At 69.9% G+C, this 23,724-nt stretch carries 28 protein-coding genes; 11 read left to right on the top strand and 17 right to left on the bottom strand.

The features are described 5' to 3' along the window. Positions 1–110: 110 nt before the first annotated feature. Positions 111–1,199 (top strand): hypothetical protein, encoded by a 1,089-nt coding sequence (locus J5V16_RS03950; protein WP_208494710.1) that lies wholly within the window; start codon positions 111–113, stop codon positions 1,197–1,199. Between the two features lie 109 nt (positions 1,200–1,308). Beyond that, positions 1,309–1,923 carry a hypothetical protein gene (locus tag J5V16_RS03945; protein WP_208494709.1) on the top strand — a complete coding sequence of 205 codons (615 nt, stop codon included), beginning with the start codon at positions 1,309–1,311 and terminating at the stop codon, positions 1,921–1,923. A 4-nt stretch (positions 1,924–1,927) separates the two neighbouring features. Here J5V16_RS03945 and J5V16_RS03940 read toward each other — a convergent pair whose 3' ends face one another. Together J5V16_RS03940 and J5V16_RS03935 are read right to left on the bottom strand one after the other, a co-directional pair. Beyond that, complete coding sequence (locus J5V16_RS03940; protein WP_208494708.1) at positions 1,928–2,938, bottom strand: MsnO8 family LLM class oxidoreductase; 1,011 nt, start codon at positions 2,936–2,938, stop codon at positions 1,928–1,930. A gap of 61 nt (positions 2,939–2,999) precedes the next feature. After that, positions 3,000–4,466, bottom strand: coding sequence for a class II fumarate hydratase (locus J5V16_RS03935; protein WP_243900723.1), 1,467 nt, complete (start codon positions 4,464–4,466; stop codon positions 3,000–3,002). A gap of 145 nt (positions 4,467–4,611) precedes the next feature. On the opposite strand from J5V16_RS03935, the gene J5V16_RS03930 reads away from it, so the two are divergent. Then, positions 4,612–5,076 (top strand): MarR family winged helix-turn-helix transcriptional regulator, encoded by a 465-nt coding sequence (locus tag J5V16_RS03930; protein ID WP_208494707.1) that lies wholly within the window; start codon positions 4,612–4,614, stop codon positions 5,074–5,076. An 8-nt stretch (positions 5,077–5,084) separates the two neighbouring features. On the opposite strand, the gene J5V16_RS03925 is transcribed toward J5V16_RS03930, so the two are convergent. Then, complete coding sequence (locus J5V16_RS03925) at positions 5,085–6,026, bottom strand: oxidoreductase (protein WP_208494706.1); 942 nt, start codon at positions 6,024–6,026, stop codon at positions 5,085–5,087. Positions 6,027–6,187: 161 nt separating this feature from the next. Here J5V16_RS03925 and J5V16_RS03920 point away from each other — a divergent pair, with 161 nt between their 5' ends. Both J5V16_RS03920 and J5V16_RS03915 read left to right on the top strand, forming a co-directional pair. After that, entirely contained in the window at positions 6,188–6,772 is a 585-nt protein-coding gene (locus tag J5V16_RS03920) for a TetR/AcrR family transcriptional regulator (protein WP_208494705.1), read from the top strand. A 78-nt stretch (positions 6,773–6,850) separates the two neighbouring features. Continuing rightward, a complete protein-coding gene (locus J5V16_RS03915; RefSeq protein ID WP_208494704.1) occupies positions 6,851–7,708 on the top strand; it encodes a Vgb family protein in 858 nt (285 codons plus the stop codon). Between the two features lie 7 nt (positions 7,709–7,715). On the opposite strand, the gene J5V16_RS03910 is transcribed toward J5V16_RS03915, so the two are convergent. The 5 genes from J5V16_RS03910 to J5V16_RS03890 all read right to left on the bottom strand — a co-directional run bounded on the left by J5V16_RS03910 (position 7,716) and on the right by J5V16_RS03890 (position 11,097). Continuing rightward, positions 7,716–8,330: a LysE/ArgO family amino acid transporter gene (locus J5V16_RS03910; RefSeq protein ID WP_208494703.1), complete on the bottom strand. Its 615-nt coding sequence runs from the start codon at positions 8,328–8,330 to the stop codon at positions 7,716–7,718. 365 nt (positions 8,331–8,695) lie between these two features. Then, positions 8,696–9,133, bottom strand: coding sequence for an ACT domain-containing protein (locus J5V16_RS03905; protein WP_208494702.1), 438 nt, complete (start codon positions 9,131–9,133; stop codon positions 8,696–8,698). Between the two features lie 175 nt (positions 9,134–9,308). After that, complete coding sequence (locus J5V16_RS03900) at positions 9,309–9,650, bottom strand: DUF6204 family protein (protein ID WP_208494701.1); 342 nt, start codon at positions 9,648–9,650, stop codon at positions 9,309–9,311. Continuing rightward, positions 9,647–10,282 (bottom strand): TetR/AcrR family transcriptional regulator, encoded by a 636-nt coding sequence (locus J5V16_RS03895; protein WP_243900786.1) that lies wholly within the window; start codon positions 10,280–10,282, stop codon positions 9,647–9,649. Before J5V16_RS03895 ends, J5V16_RS03900 begins: the two co-directional genes overlap by 4 nt. Positions 10,283–10,398: 116 nt before the next feature. Then, positions 10,399–11,097, bottom strand: a complete 699-nt coding sequence (locus J5V16_RS03890; RefSeq protein WP_208494699.1) for a hypothetical protein — start codon at positions 11,095–11,097, stop codon at positions 10,399–10,401. 220 nt (positions 11,098–11,317) lie between these two features. Between J5V16_RS03890 and J5V16_RS03885 the strand changes: the two genes are divergently transcribed. Then, a complete protein-coding gene (locus tag J5V16_RS03885) occupies positions 11,318–11,878 on the top strand; it encodes a dTDP-4-dehydrorhamnose 3,5-epimerase family protein (protein WP_208494698.1) in 561 nt (186 codons plus the stop codon). 139 nt (positions 11,879–12,017) lie between these two features. On the opposite strand, the gene J5V16_RS03880 is transcribed toward J5V16_RS03885, so the two are convergent. Together J5V16_RS03880 and J5V16_RS03875 are read right to left on the bottom strand one after the other, a co-directional pair. Then, on the bottom strand, positions 12,018–14,000 hold the full coding sequence (locus J5V16_RS03880; RefSeq protein ID WP_208494697.1) for a hypothetical protein: 1,983 nt from the start codon (positions 13,998–14,000) through the stop codon (positions 12,018–12,020). Between the two features lie 182 nt (positions 14,001–14,182). Further along, positions 14,183–14,815, bottom strand: a complete 633-nt coding sequence (locus tag J5V16_RS03875) for a hypothetical protein (RefSeq protein WP_208494696.1) — start codon at positions 14,813–14,815, stop codon at positions 14,183–14,185. A 334-nt stretch (positions 14,816–15,149) separates the two neighbouring features. Between J5V16_RS03875 and J5V16_RS03870 the strand changes: the two genes are divergently transcribed. Beyond that, positions 15,150–15,329, top strand: coding sequence for a helix-turn-helix domain-containing protein (locus J5V16_RS03870; RefSeq protein ID WP_208494695.1), 180 nt, complete (start codon positions 15,150–15,152; stop codon positions 15,327–15,329). A 46-nt stretch (positions 15,330–15,375) separates the two neighbouring features. Here J5V16_RS03870 and J5V16_RS03865 read toward each other — a convergent pair whose 3' ends face one another. After that, positions 15,376–16,062, bottom strand: coding sequence for an SDR family NAD(P)-dependent oxidoreductase (locus J5V16_RS03865; RefSeq protein WP_208494694.1), 687 nt, complete (start codon positions 16,060–16,062; stop codon positions 15,376–15,378). Positions 16,063–16,420: 358 nt separating this feature from the next. On the opposite strand from J5V16_RS03865, the gene J5V16_RS03860 reads away from it, so the two are divergent. Next, positions 16,421–16,801 carry a helix-turn-helix domain-containing protein gene (locus J5V16_RS03860; RefSeq protein ID WP_208494693.1) on the top strand — a complete coding sequence of 127 codons (381 nt, stop codon included), beginning with the start codon at positions 16,421–16,423 and terminating at the stop codon, positions 16,799–16,801. Here the strand turns inward: J5V16_RS03860 and J5V16_RS25680 are convergent. Then, complete coding sequence (locus tag J5V16_RS25680; protein ID WP_408612376.1) at positions 16,718–16,960, bottom strand: MerR family DNA-binding transcriptional regulator; 243 nt, start codon at positions 16,958–16,960, stop codon at positions 16,718–16,720. The two genes, J5V16_RS03860 and J5V16_RS25680, sit on opposite strands and share 84 nt — an antisense overlap. A gap of 247 nt (positions 16,961–17,207) precedes the next feature. On the opposite strand from J5V16_RS25680, the gene J5V16_RS03850 reads away from it, so the two are divergent. Next, positions 17,208–17,759, top strand: a complete 552-nt coding sequence (locus J5V16_RS03850; RefSeq protein WP_208494692.1) for a histidine phosphatase family protein — start codon at positions 17,208–17,210, stop codon at positions 17,757–17,759. A gap of 116 nt (positions 17,760–17,875) precedes the next feature. Here the strand turns inward: J5V16_RS03850 and J5V16_RS03845 are convergent, their stop codons facing one another. From J5V16_RS03845 to J5V16_RS03830, 4 genes are all read right to left on the bottom strand, one after another. Then, on the bottom strand, positions 17,876–18,433 hold the full coding sequence (locus J5V16_RS03845) for a maleylpyruvate isomerase family mycothiol-dependent enzyme (protein WP_208494691.1): 558 nt from the start codon (positions 18,431–18,433) through the stop codon (positions 17,876–17,878). Positions 18,434–18,477: 44 nt separating this feature from the next. Then, complete coding sequence (locus J5V16_RS03840; protein ID WP_208494690.1) at positions 18,478–18,978, bottom strand: SRPBCC family protein; 501 nt, start codon at positions 18,976–18,978, stop codon at positions 18,478–18,480. After that, the gene (locus J5V16_RS03835; RefSeq protein ID WP_208494689.1) at positions 18,975–19,343 is read right to left on the bottom strand and encodes an ArsR/SmtB family transcription factor; all 369 of its coding nucleotides are present in this window, start codon (positions 19,341–19,343) and stop codon (positions 18,975–18,977) included. The genes J5V16_RS03840 and J5V16_RS03835 overlap by 4 nt, the downstream gene beginning before the upstream one ends. A gap of 83 nt (positions 19,344–19,426) precedes the next feature. Further along, positions 19,427–19,927, bottom strand: coding sequence for a TetR/AcrR family transcriptional regulator (locus J5V16_RS03830; RefSeq protein ID WP_208494688.1), 501 nt, complete (start codon positions 19,925–19,927; stop codon positions 19,427–19,429). Positions 19,928–20,073: 146 nt separating this feature from the next. Here J5V16_RS03830 and J5V16_RS03825 point away from each other — a divergent pair, with 146 nt between their 5' ends. After that, positions 20,074–20,682, top strand: coding sequence for a hypothetical protein (locus tag J5V16_RS03825; RefSeq protein ID WP_208494687.1), 609 nt, complete (start codon positions 20,074–20,076; stop codon positions 20,680–20,682). Positions 20,683–20,726: 44 nt separating this feature from the next. Here the strand turns inward: J5V16_RS03825 and J5V16_RS03820 are convergent, their stop codons facing one another. Further along, a complete protein-coding gene (locus J5V16_RS03820; RefSeq protein WP_208494686.1) occupies positions 20,727–21,605 on the bottom strand; it encodes an alpha/beta fold hydrolase in 879 nt (292 codons plus the stop codon). 96 nt (positions 21,606–21,701) lie between these two features. Between J5V16_RS03820 and J5V16_RS03815 the strand changes: the two genes are divergently transcribed. Beyond that, positions 21,702–23,666 (top strand): BTAD domain-containing putative transcriptional regulator, encoded by a 1,965-nt coding sequence (locus J5V16_RS03815; protein WP_208494685.1) that lies wholly within the window; start codon positions 21,702–21,704, stop codon positions 23,664–23,666. The last annotated feature ends 58 nt before the right edge of the window (positions 23,667–23,724 follow it).

Here is a 23,724-nt window from a genome sequence, read left to right as displayed (position 1 = left end):
CGCGAGGGCTCGCCGCGATAGGCCGTTCGGCACATCGGCCCACCTCAGCACGGCCGGAACGGCCCTTTCGGCACATAGGCGCGGGGCCGCCCCGCGACGAGGCTTGAGGCATGACGCAGACACTCACCAAAACGCAACGGCCCCCGACCGGATGGCCCGAATGGATCGGCTACGCGGCCGCCGCCTGGTCGCTCCTCTACGGCGCGTTCGGCCTCTACTGGGCCCTCGGCGGCGCCGGGTTCCCCTTCGGCACCGGCGACGCCGAACTCATGGCCGAACCCGAGTTCGCCTTCAAGGTCTCGCTCCTCGGCCTCGCCACCCCCGGTGTCGCCGGGCCGATCATCGCCGCACTGGGCGCACTCGGCGCCCTCGCCGGCGTGCTCATGGCCCGCGGCCACCGCAGCGGCGCGGCCCGCCTCCTGCTGCCCGCCTACGCGTGGATCATCGCGGTCGGCCTCACCGTGGTCGTCCAGGACTACCGCACCCTCGTCGTCGTCGCCTACACCCCGGTCATGCTCATCGCCAAGCCCTTCTTCGGCTGGCCCCCAGGCGTCGGCTGGGACGCCCTCTACCGCCCCGAACGGCTCAACCTCCTCATGCTGCTCCTCATGGGCATCGTGTGGGCGCTCGCAGCGGTCGCCTACCGCCGCAAGGTGAACGGCGACTGCGGCAACTGCGGCCGCGGCGGAGCGGCCCGGCCCTCGGCCCTCCAGCGCTGGGCGCGCCCGGCCGTCTGGACCGCCTTCACCATCCCCTTCGTCTACGCCGTCACCCGCTGGGCCTGGGCGCTCGGCCTCAGCCTCGGCATCGACCCCGCGTTCTACCAGGAGGGCAAAGAGGACGGGCTCTGGCTGGCCGGGGCCGCGCTGGCCACGCTCGGGGCGATCGGGGCGGTGCTCACGCTCGGGCTGATCCAGCGCTGGGGCGAGATCTTCCCGCGCTGGATGATCGGCCTGCGCGGCAAGCGGGTCCCGCCGATGCTCGCGGTCGTGCCCGCGACGCTGGTCTCGGTCCTGGTCGCCTCGGCGGGCGGGATGTACATCCGGATCGTGGTCGCCCGCGGCGGCGTCACGGCGAGCACGTGGCCGCTGGAGCTGCCCGAGACGCTGTGGGTGGTGTGGGGCGCGGCCCTGTTCGTCGCGGCGATGGCCTACCACCAGCGGCGGCGCGGCCGCTGTGGGACGTGCGGCCGCGGCTGATCCCGCGAAGGGCCGCAACCGTTTCGGTTGCGGCGCTTCGACGTGCTCGATGCCGTTGTGCGGCAGCGGTTTACTATCGGGGCCTTTGCTCCTGCGAACGGAGGGCGCCATGGCCGATCCCCCGGTGTACCACGACCCGCAGTTCCCGCCGCCGTTCGAGCCGCGGCCGAAGATCGTCGCCGCCGTCGTGTGGACGCAGTGCCTCACCGCCGTCTTGCTGGCCCTGACCGCCGTCAGCTTCCTGGTCGTGAAGGAGACGGTGCGGGGCGAGGCGGAGCGGCTCATGCACCACGACATCACGGGGGAATTCGATTTCGCGTCCAGTGAGATCGACTTCGTGGTCCAGGGCGCGTTCACCACCATGGCGGGCTTCTATGTGCTGCTCGCCGCCTGCTACGCGCTGCTGGCCGGGTTCAACAGCCGCGGCGCGCCGACCGCGCGGTTCCTCACGCTCATCATGTCCTGGACCGCGGTCGGGTGCTGCATGCCCGCCAGTCTCTTCACCCGGCTCAACCGCGACTTCTTCGCCCACCGCTCGCTCGTGCCGCAGGACAGCGGCGGGTTCGACCTCAGCAACGAGGCGAACGAGTGGGTCGTGGCGGCCACGCCGCAGTGGGTGAACGTGCTGGACTGGGTCACGGTACTGCTGATGGTCGGCGGCGCGTTCGCGCTCGTCTCGATCCTCAGCCTCCCGGCCGCCAAGCACTACTTCCGCGACCGCTGAGCGGTCACCGGGTGGCGAGGCCGGCGAGTTCGGCGAGGCGGCGGTGGGAGTCGAAGAGGGCCTTGCGGTCGTAGGAGGAGGTGCCGATGAGGAGTTCGTCCGCGCCGGTGGCCTCGACGAGTTCGGCCAGGCGCGGGGCCACCTCGTCGGCGGTGCCGTAGATCGCGCCCGTCAGCGCCTGTTCGAGGTGTTTGGACTCGCGGCTGGACTTCTCGGCCGCCCTGATCTCGTCCGCGGGCCGCAGCGGTCGGAACTCGCCCTTGGTGCGGGACAGCGCGGTCGACCAGAACTCGGGCAGGAGCAGGTCCTCGGCGGCCTCGCGGGTTTCGGCGACCGCGACGCTCTGCGCCACGACGACGTACGGTTCGGACCGCCACACCGAGGGCCGGAAGTCGCGCCGGTAGTCGTCGATCTTCGCGCGGGTCGCCTTGAGCCCCTTGGAAGGGGCGATGACCAGGCTCACGCCGTGCCGGGCGGCGTACTCGCCGCCCGAGCCCACCGCCAGGACGAACGGCTCGGGGCGCAGCCCTTCGCCGGGCCGCGCGTGCACGCCCGGGTAGGACGCCTGCTCGCCGGTGAAGTAGCCGAGGAGCTCGGTGAGGAGGGCGTCGAAGTCGTCGGCCTCGTCCAGGTCGTGCCCGAGCGCGGCCCGCACGGCTGGGACGAAGCCGAGGGTGCGGCCCAGGCCCATGTCGATGCGGCCTTCGAAGAGCGATTCCAGGACGCCGAACTGCTCGGCGACCACCAGCGGCCGGTGGTTGGGCAGCATGACGCCGCCGGTGCCGACCCTGATGCGCGAGGTCACCGAGGCGACGGCCGCGGCGAGGACGGTGGGCGCCGAACCGGCGATGCCGGGCACGCTGTGGTGCTCGGCCACCCAGTAGCGGTGGAATCCCAGGTCCTCGGCCTGCTTGGCGTTGGCGACGACGTCGCGCAGGGTCTCGGCGGGCGTCTCGCCCCCGGCGATCACGGCGCGGTCGAGCAGCGAGAGCCGGAGGGGGTGCGGAGTCCTCATATGCCGCACAACGCCCGTGCGGCCGCGAATGTTTCGCGATCCGCGCCGATCGTGCCCGGTCTCACCGCCCCGGTTCGAGTCCGAGGTCCCGCCGCGGGTCGCCGACCATGGTCGCGGGGTCGACGATGCGGTCGAAGTCGGCGGCGCTCACCCCGAGGGCGAGCGCGGCCTCGCGCAGCGTCGAGCCCTCCGCGTCGGCCTTGTGCGCGATCTCGGTGGCCTTGTCGTAGCCGATGTGCGGACTCAGGGCGGTCACGAGCATGAGCGAGCGGTCGACGTGCTCGGCGATCTTCGCGCGGTCGAGCTGCGTGCCCTCGACGCTGAAGTCCTTGAGCTTCTCGGCGGCGTCGCCGAGGATGCGGGCCGAGTGCAGCACGTTGGCGATCACGACCGGGCGCATGGTGTTCAGCTCGAAGTGACCCTGCGCGCCGGCGGCGGCCACGATCGAGTCCTCGCCGATGACCTGCAGGCACACCATCAGGGTGGCCTCCTGCTGGGTCGGGTTCACCTTGCCGGGCATGATCGACGAGCCCGGTTCGTTGGCGGGCAGGCGCAGCTCGGCGAGGCCCGCGCGCGGACCCGAGGCGAGCCAGCGCATGTCGTTGGCCACCTTCATGAGTGCGACCGCGACGCCGCGCAGGCCGGCGCTCACCGCGACCATGCCGTCCAATGAGGCCTGTGCCGCGAACTTGTTCGGGGCGGTCACGAGCGGCAGCCCGGTGAGGTCGGCGAGCTTCGCGGCGATGGCCTCGCCGAAGTCCTCGGGGGCGTTGATGCCGGTGCCGACGGCGGTGCCGCCGGCGGCGAGGCCGCAGATGCCCGCGAGCGAGTCCTCAAGGCGCACACGGGCGTCGCGCAGCTGCGCGGCCCACCCGGACCACTCCTGGCCCACGGTGAGCGGCGTGGCGTCCTGGAGGTGGGTGCGGCCGATCTTGACGACGTCGACCCATTGCTCGGCCTTGAACCGGATCGCCTCGGTGAGCGCGTCCAGCTGCGGCAGGGTGCGGTCGCGCAGGGCCAGGAGGGTGGCGAGGTGCATCGCCGTGGGGAAGCTGTCGTTGGAGGACTGGCTGAGGTTGACGTGGTCGTTGGGGTGCACGGGGGTCTTGGTCCCGATGCCGCCGCCGAGGAGCTGGTTGGCGCGGTTGGCGATGACCTCGTTGACGTTCATGTTGGTCTGCGTCCCCGAACCGGTCTGCCACACCGAGAGCGGGAACTCCGCGTCGAGGTCGCCCGAGACGACCTCTCCGGCGGCGACGACGATCGCCTCGGCGATCACCGGTTCGAGCAGGCCGTGCGAGGCGTTCACCAGCGCGGCGGCTTCTTTGACGCGGCCGAAGGCGCGGTAGACGGCGGTGGGCATCCGGTCCTCGCCGATCGCGAAGTGGTGCAGGGAGCGCTGGGTCTGCGCACCCCAGTAGTGCTCGGCCGGGACCTCGATCGGCCCCATCGAGTCGGACTCGGTCCGCGTCCCGGTCGCACCGGTGCCCACCGGCATGCTCCGCAGTCGGTACTGCTCGTTCGCCATCAGAAAGGGCCTCTCGCGCTCGATGCCGTTTCGCCCCAGGATTCCACGATTCCGGGCGGTCCGCTAAGACTCGCCCCCGGTGTGCGGTCCGCCGAAACTCCGGACGGTACATGATGTGTCAATGACCAGGTAGGATGGCGCCATCATGAACGACGACACACCGTGGCTGAGCCCGCGCGAGCAGCGCTCCTGGCGGGCCTTCGTGCGCTTGAACCAGAAGCTCACCGCCCGCCTCGGCAGCGAGCTCCAGTCGCAGTCGAAGCTCTCCGGCCCCGATTTCGCGATCCTCGTGGCCCTCACCGACGAGCCCTCCGGCCGCCTGCGGTTCCAGGAGCTCGCGAAGAACATCGACTTCGAGCAGAGCCGCCTCTCCCACCAGATCGCGCGCATGATCAAGCGTGGCCTGGTCGCGCGCGAGGAGTGCGCCGAGGACGGCCGGGGCGCGTTCGTGACCATCACCGAGCAGGGCGTCGAGGCGATCGAGGTGGCCGCGCCCCTGCACGTGGCCGCCGTGCGGCGCCTCCTGCTCGACGCGATCTCCCCCGAGGACCTGGACGCCCTCGGGGACATCGCCGCGCGCGTCCTCCGGCACCTCGAGACGACGCCTTAGGGCCTGCGTCAGGCCGCGCTGAGCGCGAAGGTGACGCCCGTCAGCTCCTCCGAGACCGACCACAGCCGCGCGGCCGTCTCGCGGTCCTGTGCTTCGGGGATCGTCTCGACCACGACCGGCGCGCCCGTGCGCTCGCCTTTGCCGTTGGGGCCGTAGTACTCCCCGCTCTGCGCCGCCGGGTCGGTGGCCGCGCGCAGCTGCGGCAGCGCGCCCTGCGCCTGCGACTGGGTGGCGAACGGCAGGACGAGGTTCGCGAGCAGCCGCGTAGGCGCGTTCATGCCGTTCGCCACGAGTCTCGTCGCCGAGAACCCCGGGTGCGCGATCAGGCTGCGGATCGGGCTGCCGGCCGCACGCAGCCGCCGGTCGAGTTCGAGTCCGAAGACGGCGTTGGCGAACTTCGACTGGCCGTAGTACCCGACGGCGCTGTACCGCCGCTCGCCGGTGAGGTCGTCGAAGTGGATCTGGCCGTGCCGGTGCGCAAGGGAGGAGACGGTTACGACGCGCGGGTCGCGGCCCGCTTCGAGCAGGCCCAGGAGCCGCCCGGTGAGCGCGAAGTGGCCGAGGTGGTTGGTGGCGAACTGGCGCTCGTGGCCCTGCGGGCTGAGCGAGCGCGGCGGGGCCATGACGCCGGCGTTGTTCACGAGCAGGTCGAGCCGGTTGCGGTCGGCGTTCAGACGGTCGGCGAACTCGGCCACCGAGTCGAGGTCTTCGAGGTCGAGCGTGCGGACCTCGAGGTTCGCGCGCGGGTGGTCGGCGCGGATGTCCTCGACGGCCTCGCGTCCTTTGGCTTCGGAGCGGGACGTCAGGATCACGTGCGCGCCGCGCCCGGCCAGCGCACGGGCGGTCTCGATGCCGAGGCCGCTGTTCGCGCCGGTCACGACCGCGGTGCGGCCGGTCTGGTCGGGGATGTCGGCGGCGGTCCAGGCCTTGGTGCGCTGCTTGGTGCTCATCGGAGCCTCCGGTTTCTTCGCGGTGGGCCGTTCCGGTCCGCGAGGTAAGCTGAACTTGAGTTCATCTTTATAATGAACCATGATTCAGGTTATTGCAAACCCGGCGACGAGGGTCACATAGGTCGCGATGCCCTACTATGCGGTCGAACGAGAGGAGAGGGATGAGCGCGGAACGCCCGCTGCGCGCCGATGCCGCGCGCAACCGCTCCAAGATCCTCGAGGCCGCCGACCGGCAGATCGTCGTCCACGGCCCCGAAGTGCGCATGGACGCCATCGCCGAGGAGGCCGGCGTCGCCGTCGGCACCCTCTACCGCCACTTCCCCACCAAGGACGCCCTGGTCGGCGCGGTCATCGAATCCCACCTCGAGCGCATCATGAACGAGGTCGAGGCCACCGCCGACCGCATGGAGGCCGGCGCGGACGCGCTCGAAGAGCTCCGGCGGTTCCTCCTCGGCGCCGTCGAACTCGCGGCCAGCGACAAGGCCGCCAAGGCCGCGGCGCAGTCACTCGGCGCGCAGTACGACATCGAGCGGCCGATCTCCCGCGCCCTGGCGGCGATGGAGCGGATCCTCAAGGCGGGCAAGGACACCGGCCGCTTCCGTGCCGACCTGACGGTGGACGACTTCTTCCTCCTGTTCGCCACCGCCCCCTCCGACCAGCCGGTCAAGGCCCGCGAGCGCTGGATGGACCTGGTCCTCAACGGCGTCGCCGCCGCACCCGTTGTGACGGCGAGCGAGAACGGCTGACCGAGGCGGCATGCCTCGTTGCCGATATATATTCCTTCACAACCCCGACCGGGCGAACCCCGAGGAGAGGACCATCTGATGAGGACTGTCGACGTCGCCAAGGGCGCGTACGGAATCGCCTTCGCACCTGACGGCACGACTTGGTTCACCGTGGCCGAAGGCGACCGGGTCGGCCGCATCGCCCCGGACGGCGAGCCGGAGTACACCGAGCTGGCGGCCGGGTCGCAGCCCACGGTCATCGCCGTCGCACCCGACGGCGCGGCCTGGTTCACCGAGTTCAAGGGCCACCGGATAGGCCGCATCGGCACGGACGGCGCGCTCACCGAAGTGCCGCTCACCGAAGGCGCAGGCCCCTACGGCATCGCCGTGGACCGCACCGGCGCGGTCTGGTTCACCGAATCAGGAACCGACCACATCGGACGGATCGATGCCGACGGGGCGCTGGCCCGGTTCGCAATCCCAGCCACCGACGCCTTCGCCTCGGCCCTCGCCCTCGCGCCGGGCGGCGACGTGTGGTTCACGTTGAACGCCAGGGCATCGGTCGGGCGCGTCGGCGCCGACGGCGCGGTCGAGGTCATCCCGCTCGAACTGCCGGGCTCCGCCCCGGTCGGCATCGCGGCGGAAACGGGCCGGGTGTGGTTCGCCGACATCATGGGCGACCGCGTCGGCCACATCGACGCCGACGGCACCGTGACCGCCTACGCGCTCAGGGAAGGCGCGCGGCCGCATGCGGTCGTCGCGGACGCCGAGGGCGGCTGCTGGTTCACCGAGTGGGGCGGCAACCGGATCGGGCACGTCAGCGCCGGCGGCACTGTCACCGGGCACGACATCCCGTTCGATAACAGCGAACCGCACGGCATCGCGATCGCCCCTGACGGCGCGGTCTGGGCGGCCCTGGAGACCGGCCAGCTCCTGCGGATCGAGCCGGGAGCCTGACCGAGCCCTAGACCAGGGTCTGGACGAACTCGACCGCGAGCCACCCGGCGAACACCAGCAGGATCAGCCCGGAGACGCGGTCGAACCAGACCCGCCGTTCCTTCGTCATGAAGCGCCGCAGGCCGTGTGCCGCCGCCGCGAGGACGAGGAACCAGGCCCAGGAGGCGGTCACCGCACCGAGCGCGAACGGCAGCCGCGTGCCGACCGCTTGGGCGGTGATCGCCGCCCCGAGCACGCCGACGGTGTCGAGGATGGCGTGCGGGTTGAGCAGCGAGACGGCCATGGTCCGGCGCAGCACCTGCCCCCGCGACCAGACGCCGGTCTCGTCGTCGAGCTCGGTCGGCTTGGCGCGCAGGGACTTCACGCCGAGGTAGGTGAGGAACAGCGCGCCCGCGAGGAGCATCGCGGGCCGCAGGCCCGGCACCGAGTTCAGCAGTGCCGAGGTCCCTGCCGCGCCGAGCAGGATCAGGATCGTGTCGCACACGGCCGCGCCGACGACGGCCCACAGCGCCCTCGGCATCCCGAGGGTCACCCCCTGCCCGAACACGAAGACGTTCTGCGCCCCGATCGGCACGATCAGTGCCAGCCCCAAGGCCAGCCCGGTGAAGAACGCCGCCGTCACCGCGCTTGCCGCCCTTCGCCACCCATGCCCCAGACCTCCCGATCAGGATGAGGCGGCCGCCCGACCGCCGGGTGCATGCTATCCCCCGCCCGCCGCAACCGCCCCGCAGCGCTGTGCATGCTATCCCCCGCCGCCACAACCACCTTCGCAGCGCTACAGCTCGCCTTCAGCTTCCCCGAGGCAGGGTTGTTGCCGGGGGCGCTCCGTACTACACGCGAGGGTAACTCCGCCCCCGGCGGCCCACATTGCCATGCCCGAACACGGCCCGCGTGCTGCATCGAGGCCGCGCTCCACAAGCGCCCGATCGCACTTCAGCTCCCCTTCAGGTTTCCCGAGGCAGGGTTGCTGACCGGGGGCACTGCTTACTACACGCGAGGGTAACTTCGGCTCCGACGACGGGGTAAGGCGCTTCGCCGTGCCAGATCCTCAAGGATCGCAATGGCGCGGTCCGCGTGCTCGTAGGGAACGAACAAGTGGTCGTGGTGGTATCCGGCGACCACATTGCAACTGAGGTCCGCCTCCGCGAGTTCGGTTGCGACCGCGGCGGTGAGGCCGACCGCGTCGAGCGCGGAGTGGATGCGCAGGGTGATCCAGGCGGCCTCGTAGTCGTAGGCCAGGCCCGCCCGGTCCGCCTCCTCGCGGGTCAGCACCAGGGTCAGGCCTTCCGCCTCGGCGATCGTGACCACCGGACTGAGCCCGGGCGGCGCGACAGCGGCGGTGACGGACGTGAAAACGTAAGGGCCGGGATGCAGTTCAGGGCTCATGCCGCTCAGCAGCTTCCGGAGATCCCGCTCTCCGCTCATGGTTCCTCCTCTGGCTCGCTGGCGACGCGCCGATGCTAGGCGACCGCGGCCCCGGCCGGGCGGGAACAGCACGGCCCCAGCCACCCCGAAGCGGCACGGCCCCCGGCCGGGAAGGCCGAGGGCCGGCGTCACGGGATCTACTTCCGATCTGTCATCGGATTCGGGTGTCCGGTGCTCAGGGCCGCCTGCCGCCGCGAATCTTCATGTCCTCGAGGCAGGTGAAGGCGGTGTCGGTGATGCGGCCTTGGAGGCCGCGCGCGCGGATGCCCGCTTCGGCCAGTGCCTCGGCCTCGAGCTGGGCGGCGAGGTCGGCGTCTTCCGGGCTCGCCTCGTCGACGCTCAGGAGGTAGCGGAACTGGTATCCGACCAGTTCCGGGCCGTAGAGGAAGACGCCCTCCGGTGTGTACTTCGCGGCGAACATGTCGTGCTCGGCCTGCTCGACGCGCAGCTGCTCCCGTTGCGCGGCAGTGAGGTCCGCGAAGCGCCCGCGGACGGTGATGCGGTAGGTGCGGCTCATGCCGGGTTCCTCTCCTCGCGGGTGGCGTTGGCGAACAGCGCCGTGATCTCCGTCGTCAGCTCGGCGGCGTCGGCTCGGCCGCCGGACAGTTGCAGCGCGGCGTTGTCGAGCACGGTGCGCACCGCGAACGCCATGATCCGGGCGTCGAACGCACGCATCTCACCGCGCCGCTGCCCGTCCTCGAACAGGCCCACCAGATCTTCGAGCGCAGCGGCGGCGCGCTCGCCGTAGTGCTGCGGGTCGAGGCGGCCGAAGTACTCGACCACCGCGATCAGCGCGCCGACGGCGTGGGGATGGTCCGTGCAGTACCGCAGGAAGGTGCGGATGTACGCCGCGAGTCGGTCCCCACTGGGTTCGGGGACCGCGAGCACCCGCTGGAGCTCCGGGCCGAGCGCGCCCACCACCGATTCGGCGACGGCCGCAGCGAGGGCGTCCTTGCCGTCGAAGTTGCCGTGCACGGCCCCGCGACTGTAGCCCGCGCGCTCGGCAACGGCGTTCAGCGAGGTCGCGGCCACGCCGTCTTGAGCGAAACTCTCGATTGCGGAGGCGATCAGGCGGTGTCGCGTCGCCTCCTGGCTCTCCTTGCGAGTCAGCCTCGTTCTGGTCTCCCGATTCACCCTTTCAAGATACATCACAGTATCCGGATGACGTATGGTATCCGAATCACGAGGAGTCGCCACAATCGCGCCGATCCTTGCCCAACCGTTCGACAATGGACACACGGCCGCAGCAATCGCGGCCGCGCGCGCTACGCGTAGTCCAGGAAGCGGACGAGCGCCTGGCTCGCGACCTCTGCGGCAACGCCGGCGGCCGCCTCCCGGCGCGAAGACCCCTCGTACTCGACGGACACGCGGATCATGATTCGCTCGTATCCGCCCTCGAAGGCGTAAGTCTCCGTCGCGTCGCCGCCCGGGTAGACGGCGCTGAACCCGGTCAAGCTGCCCGAGGTGAGGTCTTCGACCTGCCAGCCGGGGTTCTCCTCGTATCCTTTGCGGCGGTCGAAGACGGCGTCGGCGCCGTAGCCGCCGTCCTCCTTGCTCGCCGCGATCGAGACGCTGAGTTGCTGCCCGTCCGGTGTCACGAAGCCGCAGGACAGGGCCGGGGTGTAGATCTCGTCGGGGTACGCGGTGGCGGTCTCGAACTCCGAAGCGCCGCCTGCGAACTCGTCGAACACCGCGAGGTCGAACTCGTGGCAGACGGTCTCATTGAAGTCGGCCGCGAAATCGGGCGGCGGCCCGGTCGTGGCCTCGGACTCGCCGGCCGACAAGAAGCGGTCGATCTGCTTGCCGATCCAGAGGGTCTCGATGAGGACGAAGAGCAGCAGGAGCACGGTCACCACGATGGCGATCGCGATAAGGGCCTTGGCCCACAAGGGCATCCGCTGCGGGGCCGGAGGCGGGGTGTGGCGGAAGTCGGGTTGCGGCGCGGGCGGAGGCGGATACGACATGCGGTCGCTCTCAGGGTTTCAGGGCGGTGGGCACTCGTGGGTGGCACCGGCGGACGAACCGACCGTATCCGAGGGATGCAAGGCCGAGGAGACGCTGGTCGCTCAGCCCGTCACCGCACTGCCTCGCCCCGGTCGCCTCACTTGTTCCGAGTTCGACCGATCCCGGCGGGGGCGGCGTTCTCGTTCCATGAGGGGCCGCCACCGCATGTTAAGGTGCGCCATGCCATCGATCACCCCTTTCGTCGTACAGGAAACTGATATTCCAGGACTTGTCGTCCTGCAAATGAGGCAGATTACGGACGATCGGGGAACGGTTCGCGAGTTCTATCGAGAGTCGGCGTTCGTGGAAGCCGGACTCCCCTCGCTCGGGCCGTGGCTCCAGATCAATGTCACCGAGACGAAGCAGGGCGCGATCCGCGGCCTGCACGGCGAGGACATGTACAAGCTGGTCGCGGTGGTCAGCGGCGAAGCGTTCGGCGCGTACGTCGACGCCAGGCCCGACTCCCCCGCGCGGGGCAAGAGCGTCACCGTGAATCTCACGAAGGGCGTCCAGGTGCTCGTGCCGCCGGGAGTGTGCAACGGCTTCCAGTCGCTGAGCCCGGAAGGCACGCAGTACGTCTACTGCTTTGACCAGGAATGGAAGCCGGGCATGGCCGGCACTGCGGTCAACCCGCTGGACGAGGCCCTTGGCATCGCCTGGCCGCTCCCGGTGGATCCCACCGACGCGGCTCAGCTCTCGGCGAAGGACGCCGGCCTGCCTGGTATCAACGATCTCAGCTAGCCCGTCCGCAACCGAGGACAGGACCCGGACCTGCGGCACACCATGACTCGACCGTGGTGACCGGACACCAGGAGCCTCCAGTGAGTTTTGTTGCGATACAACAAACTCACTGGAGGCTCCCGCAGTTCGGAAACGCCGCTTATCGGAGCCCGTACGAGCGGATCGTGGTGTGGGTGACCTCAGTGCCCGCGTCGTCGACGGCGGTCATGCGCACGGAGACGTAATCGGCGTCCTCCGGGTGCTCGATCGTGCCGGTGGCGGAGTTGCCGTCCCGGTCGATCTCGACCTCGTCCCAGGTCCGGCCGTCGTCGAAGGAGACCTCGAGGGTCATCGCCTCTGCGGTGACTTGCGGGGCGTACTCGTTGACCACCAGGTCGAGCGTCACGTCCAGATCGTCTTCGTCCTCGACGAACCCGCCTTCGACCTCTTCCGCGCGCATCAGCACGACCGGGAGGGCGAGTGTCCTCCCTTCGTCGTTCGCGGCGCCCGGGTCGAGGTCGAAGTTCCAGGTCTGCGTCGCGGCCGTGCCGACCAGCGCGGTGTCGGTGCTCTTGGTGGAGTCGACCTCCAGCGTGTACCGACCCTCGTCGAACCCGGTGAGGTCGAACTCGTAGCCGCCCCACGGGTCGATCCCTTCGAGCACGCCGACCTTCTGGTCGTCGGTGCTCAGGACGGCGCGGGCGCTGTGGCCCACGAGTGTCAGGTCCTCGTCGCTGCCGCTGTACGCGGGCTTGGTGGCCGCGTAAAGGAACGGGACGTCCTCATAGGAGTAGAGGATCGAATTGGCGGGTCCCGCCGAGAACGGCCCCTGGACGACCGAGCGTTCGGTCTCGCCCGCCTTGAGCGATCCCAGGTCCTTCGAGTCGTAGAAGCCGTCCACGAGTTGCAGCTCATCGACGTATACGCCGCCCTCATGGAAGCCGGACCATTCGATTTCGGGGTCGGCGGTGTAGTAAACCGTCCGCTCCGAGGGGAACGACGTCGGCATCATGGCGCACAGGCCCGGGCCGAGCTGCGGATTCGTGTCACCGTAGTCGCAGGTGAAGCCTTCGATGTCGACCCCGAGGCTGTTGAAGGTCGTCTCCTCGGCCGCCAGGTGGTCCTCGGACGGCTTGAACTCGCCCTCGTCGGGGAACGACCCGCGCTCGTGGAAGGCGAGGTTGTACTGGTAGGCCTCGTCGTCCTCCTCGCCGGTGAGCACGGCCTGGTACAGGAACCCGAGGTCGAAGCCGGGCAGGTCCGGTTCCGGCATCACGTACACGTCGTCCCGCGCGCCGATGAAGTCGCCGGTGCCGACAGAGTTCGTTTCACCGGAGGCGCTGAGGGAGAGGATGCCCCGCTCGTATGCGGCGTCCTCCTCCTCGACCTCGATGGTCAGCGGCACCGCCTCGGCAGCGTCGATGAGGAGCGCTTCGGGTTCCTTCCCGATGGTCACCGCGCTCAGGCCCGCGACGATCTCGCCGCGCGCGGTGTCGTTGGCCTCGTTCCACATCGAGTGCTGGAGGGCGTACTCCCCCGGCTCGAGTTCGACGGTGCCGACGCCGTTCTCATCGAACTCGAGGCGGCCCCAGTGATCGGGGTCGTCCAGGTCGGCCCAGAGCACCCAGTCGTCTTGCGGCGCTTTGCCGGAGCGGTCCTTGAGGGTGACGGTGAGGGTCTGAGTCTGCTGCCGTTCGCCTTCGGCCTGGGCTGCGCTCGGCGGAAGGCCCGCGAATGCGTCGAGTTCGGACTCTTCCACGGCGGCGGCGTCCGCGTGGCCTGCGGCGGCGAGCGCGGTGACGTTGTACCGGCGCGGGTCTTCTTGTCCCGCTTGGATCTCGGCGGCCATATCCCGCGGGATGACCAGCCGCTCGTTGCCGGCGCCGGGCTCGTACATCGTGACGAAGCCGATGTCCTCGCGGCCGGCGGCGGGTTTGACGCCCAGGGTGCCGTCTTCGAAGATCGTCACGGCGTCCCCGGTGGGGAGGATGACCGTGGGGGCGGTGATGCCGGCCTGGTTGGCCGCGGTGGATGGCGACGGCGTCGTATTCGTCTCGGCGTTGGCGATCAGTCCGCCGGTGACGACCGCGCCGGCGACCGCAGTCGCCGTCACCGCCGCCCCGATGGCGTGTCGTTTCCGCATCTTGACTCCTCGTGGCTCGCATGCCGTGGATCGGGTGACCCACTCGGAAGGGGAGACGCGGCCAGGAAACATCACAGTTGCATATCGGTGGCGTAATGATGGCGTCTCGGAACGTGGCCGAGAGGGCGGATCCGGTTCGGACCCGCCCTCTCGCCGATGATGTTCGGTGGTACCGCTCGGTCTCAATTCGGTGCGGCGATCAAGGCGAAGGCGCGGCGAAGGATCCAGATGCACCATTCATCGTTGTTCCACGCGCCGTTCCAGACCAGGACGTCTTCCGGGTCGCCGGAGAAGCGGCAGCACTCGCGAGCGCCCACGCCGTCTTCGACGTCAATGAGGTAGACCGTCGGGCCGTTCGGGTACTGGCCCCGGTCCGGCGGGATCTCGTAGAGGCTGAAGACGGCCGGGCCTCGACGGAAGCTGCCGAGGTGGCCGTGAATGCCGGGCTCGCCATCGGAGCGGAGGTTGTAGGGGCCTTCATCGGCTGCTGCGGTCATGGTCTTAGCCACGGCAGAACCGGATCGAGGCAGGGGTCGAGTCGAGTTGCGGACGGCCGCACTCGAAGACGCGGAACGCGGATTCCTCGATCCAGATCTTCCAGGTCGGTTTGAAGGACCGCCAGAACGGCCCCAGGTTGCTTTCAGGTCACCGGAGTTCAGGCCCGAGACGATCAGCACGATGTCGTCGGCTTCGCCGGTCAGGACTTGGAACGAGTCGGGCGCGTCAGTGCTCGATGCCCGGACGCGGTAAGTCCGGTAGTCATCGCTGAATGCGCCTCGGACAAGGTCAACCTCTTCGGATTCGCGCTGTCCCATCGCTGCACTCCTTTTCAGATTATCGGATTTCCGACAGTGAAAGCCCGGAGCCGCGAACCGCGGGAGGAACGAAACGGCCCCGGGCATCCCCACCAATCGAGAGCCCTGTGACACAACTCCCGACAACCATGAATCTAGGCAGTATTTCCGCAGGTCACAAGAAGAGAATCGAGAGCGGCAAGTCGAACTCCGAGGATACAACGCGGAGGATTCCGGGGTGCTTTTCTCGGCCTTCCCTTCTCGCCCATAGACACTCCGGGACTTCCGAGATTCGCCTGTCCATGCGATAGTGGAGAGTCCAAACCGTGCCATCGACCAAATCTGGGGGCAGGCAATGGCAATCGTGGAGGATTCCGCTTGGTGGTTCCTCAAGACCATGGGCAGGAAGCATCGGAGGGAGTCGGGCAGAACTCAGAAGCAGGTCGGCGACGATATCGAACGTTCCGAAGACACCATTCGCGCCTGGGAACTCGGGCGCGCTGACATCCCCGTCGCACTCGCCGCCTTGTATTGAAAGGTCACTCAATGGTGTCCAGTTCGATGGGCTCTGAGCGACGCGTTCACCAGGGAAAGTGTGTGCCGTCAGGCAGCACGCAGGCTCCGTGGTCGGCGGAGCCGAGCTGTTCGATGCGGTCGGCGACGCCCGGGATCGCCTCATCCAGCGGGGTGGCTTTCTCCGCGTGGTCGTTGAGGTCGGTGCGCAGATATCCGGGCCACAGCGCCGCCACCACCTGGCCGGTGCCGGTCAGCTCCACCGCGATCATCCGGGTGAGCGCATTGAGCGCATATCGGCTGGCGAGGAACGCGTGATTCTCGGCGCGGGTCAGATCGCCGAGCGATCGGGTCGGCATGGTGATGTTGACGAGCCGTGCAGCCGGGCGCAGCAGCGGCAGAAACCGCTGGGCTACCAGCAGCGGGCCGACCGTGTTGACGCTCAGCAGGTCGAGCATCTGTTTCCCGTCCACATCGGCGAGTCTGGCGCTGTGGAGAAGGACCCCGGCATTGTTGATCAGCAGGTCCAGACCGCCGCAATGTGCGGCGACCAGCTCGCCTGCGGCGTCGATGTCGTGCTGTGACCGTACGTCGAGTGGTATCACCTCCAGCCTGTCGGTGTCCAGCGCGGCGAGTGCCGGTGCGCGGTCGGGGTCACGGACAGCCGCGAACACCCGGGCGCCGCGGGCCAGGAATTCCCGGGTCAACGCAAACCCGATGCCGCGGCTTGCCCCAGTGATCAACACGTCGGTCATGAGTGCTATTCAACCGCGCTGTGCGACAGCCAAAACAGGCTGGGTGACAGCCAGATTCCTGATGGTGGTGCACCTTCGATGTCCTCTCGCTCGTTGTTGTAGCTGTGATTGATGATCTTCGGGTCGACATGCGGCGGCTCTCGCCGAAAGCGCAGGAAGCGGTGCGGATGCGGGTGATGGCCGCGATCGATGCCGGGCTCGACGAGGCGGGCGCGGCGGGGTCTTCGGGATCTCGGCCAAGTCGATCGGGCGGTGGAAGGCCCGCCGGGAAGCTGGTGGTGCCGAAGGGCTCCGGTCGCAGAAGGCCGGCCGCGAGACGGGGTCGGGGCGGTTCCTGAGCGAGTCCGAGGAGGCCGCGGTGCGGCAGACGATCCTGGACTTCACTCCCGAGGATCTGGGCCTGGGCGGATTGTTGTGGACGATCCCGAAGGCCCATGCCTTTATCAAGGCGCACTTCGGGGTCCGGTTCTCCCACGGCGGGATGTGCAGGCTGCTCGACCGGCTCGGCCTTTCCTTCCAACGCCCCGACCGCCGCGCCCGCGAGGCCGATCCCGAAGCGATGGCCGCCTGGACGAACACCGAGTTCCCGGCCATCCGGGCCAAGGCCGCGGTCAAGGACGCGGTAGTCATGTTCGCAGACCAGGTCGGGGCGCGTTCAGACCATCTCTCTCGGGTCGCACCTGGGGCGAGCGGGGCAAGACACCAGTCCTGGCGCGGACGGGGAAGCGGTTCGGGCTGAACGCGATGAGTGCGATCTCGACACGTCCACTGACCGCAGGTGGCGGATCAGCGTCGCCTGCGGGGCCTGGTCGAGCCGGTAGCGGCGGTAGCCGGTGCCGGGATCGACCGGGGCCGGCAGTAGCAGCCCGACCTCGTCGTAGTGGCGCAGCGCCGGAATCGACAGGCCGTCTTGAGGGAGAACTCACCGATGCTGAGCAGTTCGCGATGACTCATGCCGACCACGCTATGGGCTCCGGTTACCTGAGGGTCAAGCCTTGACCGGAACAACTCTTGGAATGCCGCCCCGAACAGGCCGCGGTCGCTCGCGGTGACGGACCGGTGCCCTGGTACCCCGCACACTCAGGGGCCGGTTCCAGCGCCTTCGTCAGTAGTCTTGAGCCTCGGACCGGTTCAGGGGGAGCGCATTGACCGTCGAAATCGTCTACGAAACCCACGCCATCACCGAAGACAATGAGAACGGCATCGCAACCGGCTGGCTGCCAGGGCGTTTGTCAGCGCGGGGCCGGGTCGTCGCCGCGGAGCTTGGAAACCGGCGCCGCGACGACGGTCTCTCGGCGGTATTCACCTCCGACCTCGAGCGGGCCGTCGAGACGGCGCGAATCGCATTCGCCGGCGTCGGCATCCCGACGTTCCAGGATCGACGGCTCCGCGAATGCGACTACGGGAACCTCAATGGCACAGCGCTCGACGAGTTCCCCATGCCGCGGTCGCAATTCGTCGGTCTGCCGTATCCCGGCGGGCAAAGCTACGGGCAGGTATTTGAGGCAACCCGGGAGTTCCTGTCAGACCTCGGCGACACCTGGGACGGCAAGCGGGTCCTGATAATCGGGCACTCGGCGCAGCGATACGCACTGCGAGCGCTGCTGGCCGGTGCTCGCCTCGAGGATGAGATAGACGCGCCGTTCACGTGGCGGCCCGGCTGGGATTTCAGGCTGCCGGCTGGGACAGTCCAGTGAGCCGAGTGGCAAGGCCTTGGCAGCGGGCGGGCAAGCTTCGGCGCTCCAGGCTGTCGTGAGTCTGGAGCGCTTGGAAGCAGCCGACTATTCCGAGGGCTACCGGGCGATCGAGGCCGTTAGGGCCGCCAGGCCGGGTCACGGCCGACGAAGGCGGCCAGCTTGTCCTGGTGCGAGGCGTCATCGGCGACCGGCATCGCCGGGCCGAACTGGCCGCTGTCGCGCAAGAGCTGCTCGATCGGCCGCATGCCCTCCAGCGCGGTGCGGCAGCGCTCCTCCCCCAGATCAGGCTCGCGGCCAAGGGCTTTGGCAAGGTCCCAGGAGTGCATCCAGACGTCGGCGGTGTAGAACTGGTCGATCGCCTCGTCTACCGGGTTGTCGCCGGTGTTCGGATTGCTGAGGACCCGTCCGGCCGGGTGGTCGACGATGTCCTGGATGTCGGCGGTATGGCGCAGCCAGGCTGCGGCGGGATCGGCTTCGACGTCCAAGGGCGCCAACTCGATCCCGGCGCCTTTGAGGAAGTCGCGGGGCCATTCGATGAGGTGCTTGACCACGTCGAGGGCGGTCCAGGCCGCGACCGGGCTCGGGCGCGACCAGTCGTCGGGTTTCGCCGATTCGACCAGTGCGGTGATGCGGGCGGCGTCGTGGGCGTGGCGCTCCGACGGGTTCTCCGGCATGGCGGCACTCTGGGTCGCGCTCGTGGCGTCGCTCATGGTGGCCGCTACCCCCCGTTCTCGGCGCCGGTCTGGGCGGCGAGGAGTTCGTCGAGCTTCTCGTAGCCCTCGTTGACGCCGACGTCCATGCCGCTGGCGAGCATGCCGTCGCGGGACTCGAAGTCCTTGAGGACGCTCAGGATGCGCAGGCGGGTGCGGCCGCCTTCGAGCGGTTCGAAGGTCATGGTCTCGAGGGCGACGCCGTCGGGTTCGCCTTCGTAGGTGAAGGTCCAGACGATGCGTTCGTTCTGGCGGACTTCGTGGAAGCTGCCGAAGAAGGCGGCGACTTCCTTGCCGTCCTCGTCGTTGGCCATGGCCCATTCACCGCCGGTGCGGGCGTCCCATCGCAGGATCCGCGTGGTGAGCGAGCGCGGCCCGATCCACTGGGCGTAGAGGTCGGGGTCGACGTGGGCTTGGAAGACGCGCTCGGAAGAGGCGTCGAATTCGCGGGTGATCGCGATCGTCGGGACCTTGGGGTCGGCGGCGATCTCGGTTTCGTGCTTGGTCATGATTCCTTCTCCTTAATGGTGGGCCGGTTCCCGTCGCCCTCGGCCGTGCGGGCCAGGAGGGCGTCGAGGCGGCTGAAGCGTGCTTCGGCTTCGCGCCGGTAGCGTTCGATCCACTGGGTCATCTGGTCTAGGGCCTCCGCGTTCAGGTGGACCGGTCGGCGCTGGGCGTCTCGGCTGCGGGTGACGAGCCCGGCGTCTTCGAGCACTTTGACGTGCTTGGAGACGGCCTGGAAGCTCATCTCGTACGGTTCGGCCAGTTCGCCGACCGTGGCGTCCGCGATCGCGAGTCTGGCGACGAGGTCGCGGCGGGTCGGGTCGGCGAGGGCCGCGAAGGCCCGGTCGAGCTGGTCGGTGGTGTCGCCCACGAATCGTCCTCAACTAGTTGGTTGAATACAACGATAGACCTCGGCCCGATCATTGTCAACCCACTGGTTGAATAAGGCGGGGATCAGCGCTTGAGCGCGGCCTCGGTGTCGAAGCGGCCGGGTTCGCCCGCGAGGCGCTGCGCGGTATCAAGCCAGGTCGCGGCGTGGATGCGGAGCCACCAGGCGAGCGCCTCGTCCCTGCCGCCGCCGAGGTGGGCCTCGGCTCGGTCGAGGACCGAGTCGATGAGGTCGAGGCGGAGGGACTGGTCGAGGCCGAAGGTCTCGAGGTCGGCGGCGAAGAGGTACTGGAAGTGCCGGGGTTCCTTGCGGGCGTATGCGGCGTAGTCGCGTTCGAGATCGGTGGCGTTGCGGGCCTTGGCGAGTGCGGCGAGGAGGTCCTCACCGCAGGAGCGGAAGACTTCGGCGAGGAGGCGCTTGCGGTTGCCGAAGTGGCTGTAGACGCACATGGTCGAGCGGCCGGCGGCTTCGACGAGGCGGCGCACCGAGAGGTCGGCGGTCCCTTCGCGACTGATGAGCGCGCGTCCACCGAGGACCAGCTGCTCGGCGACGGTCGGTGCAGACATGGGCGGACTCCGCTCCGGGTAATGGGATGGACGCGATTCGGCCGCGTTCGACGACGTGGCCGCCAGGGTACTTGACAGCCCGCCGCAGCCAGCATAACAATCGTTATTGCTATAACAAGCGTTATTCCCTCAGCTTGGAGGCTGCCATGACCCGACCCCTCGCCACCCCTGCCGCCCCGCGCGGCGAACTGCGGCCGTACCTGCGGATCGCCGCGTTCGCCGGATGGCTCTGCGCCGCGATCATCCTCGTCAACACCGCCAAGCGGGCCGAGATCCTGCCGACCACGGCGGTCACGCAGCTGCTCGCGCCGCTCGCGCAGATCTTCGCGATCGGCTTCGTCCTCGGGCTCTACCTCGCGTCCCGCTCAAGGAGAGGCGGGCTGCTCACGGTCGGGCTGATCGCGAGCCTCGCGTCAGTCGCCGCGCTCGTCGGAGTCGAGGTCGTGATCAATCTCGTGTTCGCGTACCTCGATCCGTCGCAAGTGGAGGCACTGCGCGGCGGGCCGCTCGGGACCGCGCTCACGGTGGCGTCGATCCTGTTCATCCTCGCGGCGGTCGTGTACGCGGCCGGGCTCTGGCGCGGCGGCGCGCCGCGCGTCCCGCTCGCGCTGTACGCGGCGGCGACGTTCCCGATCGGCCTGCGGGCGCTCGTTCCCGAAGCGGCCCTGCAGGTCTCGCTGGTGGTGCTCGCCGCCGCGGTGGTGTGGCTCTCGGCGGCCCTGTGGCAGCGGGCGGCGGCAACGGCCGTGGCGTGACCGGCCGGGCGTTGCCTCCCCTCCCGGGGAGGCACGCCTGTTCGCTAGCGTGCCAAGAGGTCCCGCAGCAGCTTCACCACCAGGGCCGGGTCCTCCTCCGCCATGAAATGTCCGGCGCCGGTGAGCCGGTGGTCGAGATCCGGGGCCCAGGCCCGCCACACCGCCGCGGCGTCATAGCCGAGCGCCGCGCCCCAGTCCTGCTGCAGCACACCGACAGGCATGCGCAGTTGCGCGCCGCTCTCCCGGTCGGCGCGGTCGTGCTCCACGTCGATCCCCGCCGAGGCGCGGTAGTCCGCCACGATCGAAGGCACCGCCTCGCGGGAGGCCCGCAGGTACGCCTCGCGGACCGGCCCCGGGATGGCCTCGGGGGCCTTCGTCCAGGCGTCCAGGAAGAACCCGAAGAACTCGTCGGCGCTCGCGGCGATCATCCGCTCGGGCAGGCCGGGCGGCTGGGCCATGAGGTAAAGGTGGAACGCCACCTTGGCGTCGGCCCCGTGCAGGACCTCCCACATGTCCAGCGTCGGCACCACATCGAGGATCGCCAGGTGCGAGACCACCTCGGGGTGGTCGAGGCCCGCGCGGACCGCGACCAGCGCGCCCCGGTCGTGCCCGGCCAGCGCGAAGCGGTGGTGGCCGAGGCGCTCGGCGAGGGTCACGATGTCGTTCGCCATGGTGCGCTTGGAGTACGTGTCCGGCCCGGTCTCGGCGGGCTTGTCGCTCGCGCCGTAGCCGCGCAGGTCGGGGACGATCACGGTGTGGTCGGCGGCGAGGTCGGCGGCGACGTGCCGCCACATCAGGTGGGTCTGGGGGAAGCCGTGGAGCAGCACGACCGGAGGGCCTTCGCCGCCTACGGCCGTGTGCAGCGAGACCTGGTCGTCGACGGCGATCCGGCGGTGGTCGAAGCCCGGGATCGAAAGGTTCATGGTGGCTCCTTCTGGTTCGGTGGACCTCTCCGAGTCTGCGAGTCGCCGATGAGCGTTCAATGAGCGCGATAGTTTGACGAGCGGACGGAGGTGGGCGTGCGCGTGCGAATCGGGGTGCTCGGCCCGGTCCTGGCCTGGGATGACGCCGGGTCCGAGCTGGATCTCAAGGGGCCGCGGCACCGGGCGGTGCTGGCGCGGCTGGTGGTCGCGCGCGGGCGGGTGGTGCCGGTGGACCGGCTGGTGGACGACCTGTGGGGCGCGGCTCCGGGCGCTGGTCCGGGTTCGGCTCCGGCGGGCGGGGTGGGCGCGGTGCGGACGTTCGTTGCGGCGCTGCGGCGTTCCCTGGAACCGGACCGGCCGCCTCGGACGCCTGCTCGGCTGCTGGTGACCGAGGGGCCGGGGTACGCGCTGCGTGTTGATGCGGAGGCGGTGGACGCGTGGCGGTTCGAGGCGGCCGTCGCCGAGGCGGGCGGGGCGGCGCCGCATCAGGCGCTGGCGCTGCTCGACCGGGCGCTCGGGGAATGGCGCGGGCCGGCGTACGCGGACTTCGACGAGGCCTGGGCCGGGAACGAGCGGTCGCGGCTCGAGCAGCTGCGGCTCGACGCGGTCGAGCGGCGGGGCGGGGCGCTGCTGGCGCTCGGGCGGCCCGGGGAGGCGGTGCCGGAGCTCGACGCGCTGGTCGCGGAGCATCCTTGGCGTGAGGAGGCTTGGCGGTCGCTGGCGCTGGCGCTGTACCGGTCCGGGCGTCAGGCGGACGCGCTCGCGGTTTTGCGGCGGGCGAAGTCGCTGCTGGACGAGCGGCACGGGGTCGAGCCGAACGTCCGGCTCCGGCGGTTGGAGGCCGACCTGCTGCGTCAGGTTGATCCCGATGCCGAAGGGGCCGAACAGGTCTGGGCCGCGACCGCGGCGGCGTACGACCAGACGGTGGGCCCGGAGTCGCCGGCGCGCCTCGAGTCCACGGTCGGCCTGCTGCGCAGTCTGGCGTTCACCGGCGGGACCGGTCTCGTTGCTGCGCAGGAGCAGTGGGCCGCGACGGTCGCGGCCGCCGAGCGGTTGGACGACCCGGAGCTCGCGGCGCGGGTGATCGGCGGTTACGACGTGCCCGCGATCTGGACCCGTTCGGACGACCCGGCGCGGTCGGCCCGGATCGCGGCCGCCGCGGAGCATGCCTTGGCGCAGTTGGGGTCTGACGCGCATGATGTGGACAAGGCCCGGCTGCTGGCGGTGATCGCGGTCGAGTCGCGGGGCGTCCCGGGGCCGCGCCCCGCCGAGGCGGCCGCGGAGGCCGAGCGGCTGGCCCGGGGGCTTGGCGATCCGGCGCTGCTGGCGTTCGCGCTCAACGGGGTGTTCATGCAGGCCTTCCACCGCACCGGCCTCGCGCCCGAGCGCGACCGGATCGGGGCCGAACTGGTGGCCCTCGCGGCCCGGCATCGCCTGCCCGCGTACGAGATCCTGGGCCACCTGATCCGGCTCCAGGCGCGCAGCGCCCTGGCGGACTTCGCGGGCGCGGACACGCATGCGGCCGCGGCGGACGCCCTCGCGGCGCGGCACGAGCGGCCGCTGACGGGGGTCTTCACCGACTGGTACCGGGCGATGCGCCTCGCGGTGCACGGCTCTCCCTCGGAGGAGGTCGAGGCCGCGTACCGGGCCGCGGCGGCCCGGCTCGACGGTGCGGGCATGCCCGGCGTCCAGCGCGGCCTGCTGCCGCTGGCGCTGCTGTGCCTGCGGCTCGGCGAAGGCCTTCCGCTCGGGTTCCCGGCCGGCACCGACTGGGGCCCATACGAACCCTGGACGCGCCCGCTGATCCTGCTCGACGCGGGCCGCCGAGGCGAAGCCGCAGCAGTCTTGCGCCGGACGCCGGCCCCGTCGGGCGACCTGCTGACCGAAGCGCTCTGGGCGCTCACCGCGCGCGCAGCGATCGCTTTGGGCGACAAGGAGACCATGGCCCGGGCTGAAGCGGCGCTGTCCCCGGCAGAAGGCGAACTGACCGCAGGCAGCGGGATGCTCTCCGCAGGCCCGGTGTCGGCCTTCCTTGCCGAACTGCGGATGGCAACGCAGTGAGCCGTCCCCTCAGGCTGTTCCCGAATCGTGTCAAGGTTTCTTGCGGGCCGGGCTCGGC

Source organism: Glycomyces niveus (genome assembly GCF_017592475.1).
Taxonomy (GTDB): domain Bacteria; phylum Actinomycetota; class Actinomycetes; order Mycobacteriales; family Micromonosporaceae; genus Glycomyces; species Glycomyces niveus.
Note: the sequence above shows the minus strand (reverse complement) of the source record. Positions and strands in the feature narration are given on the sequence as shown.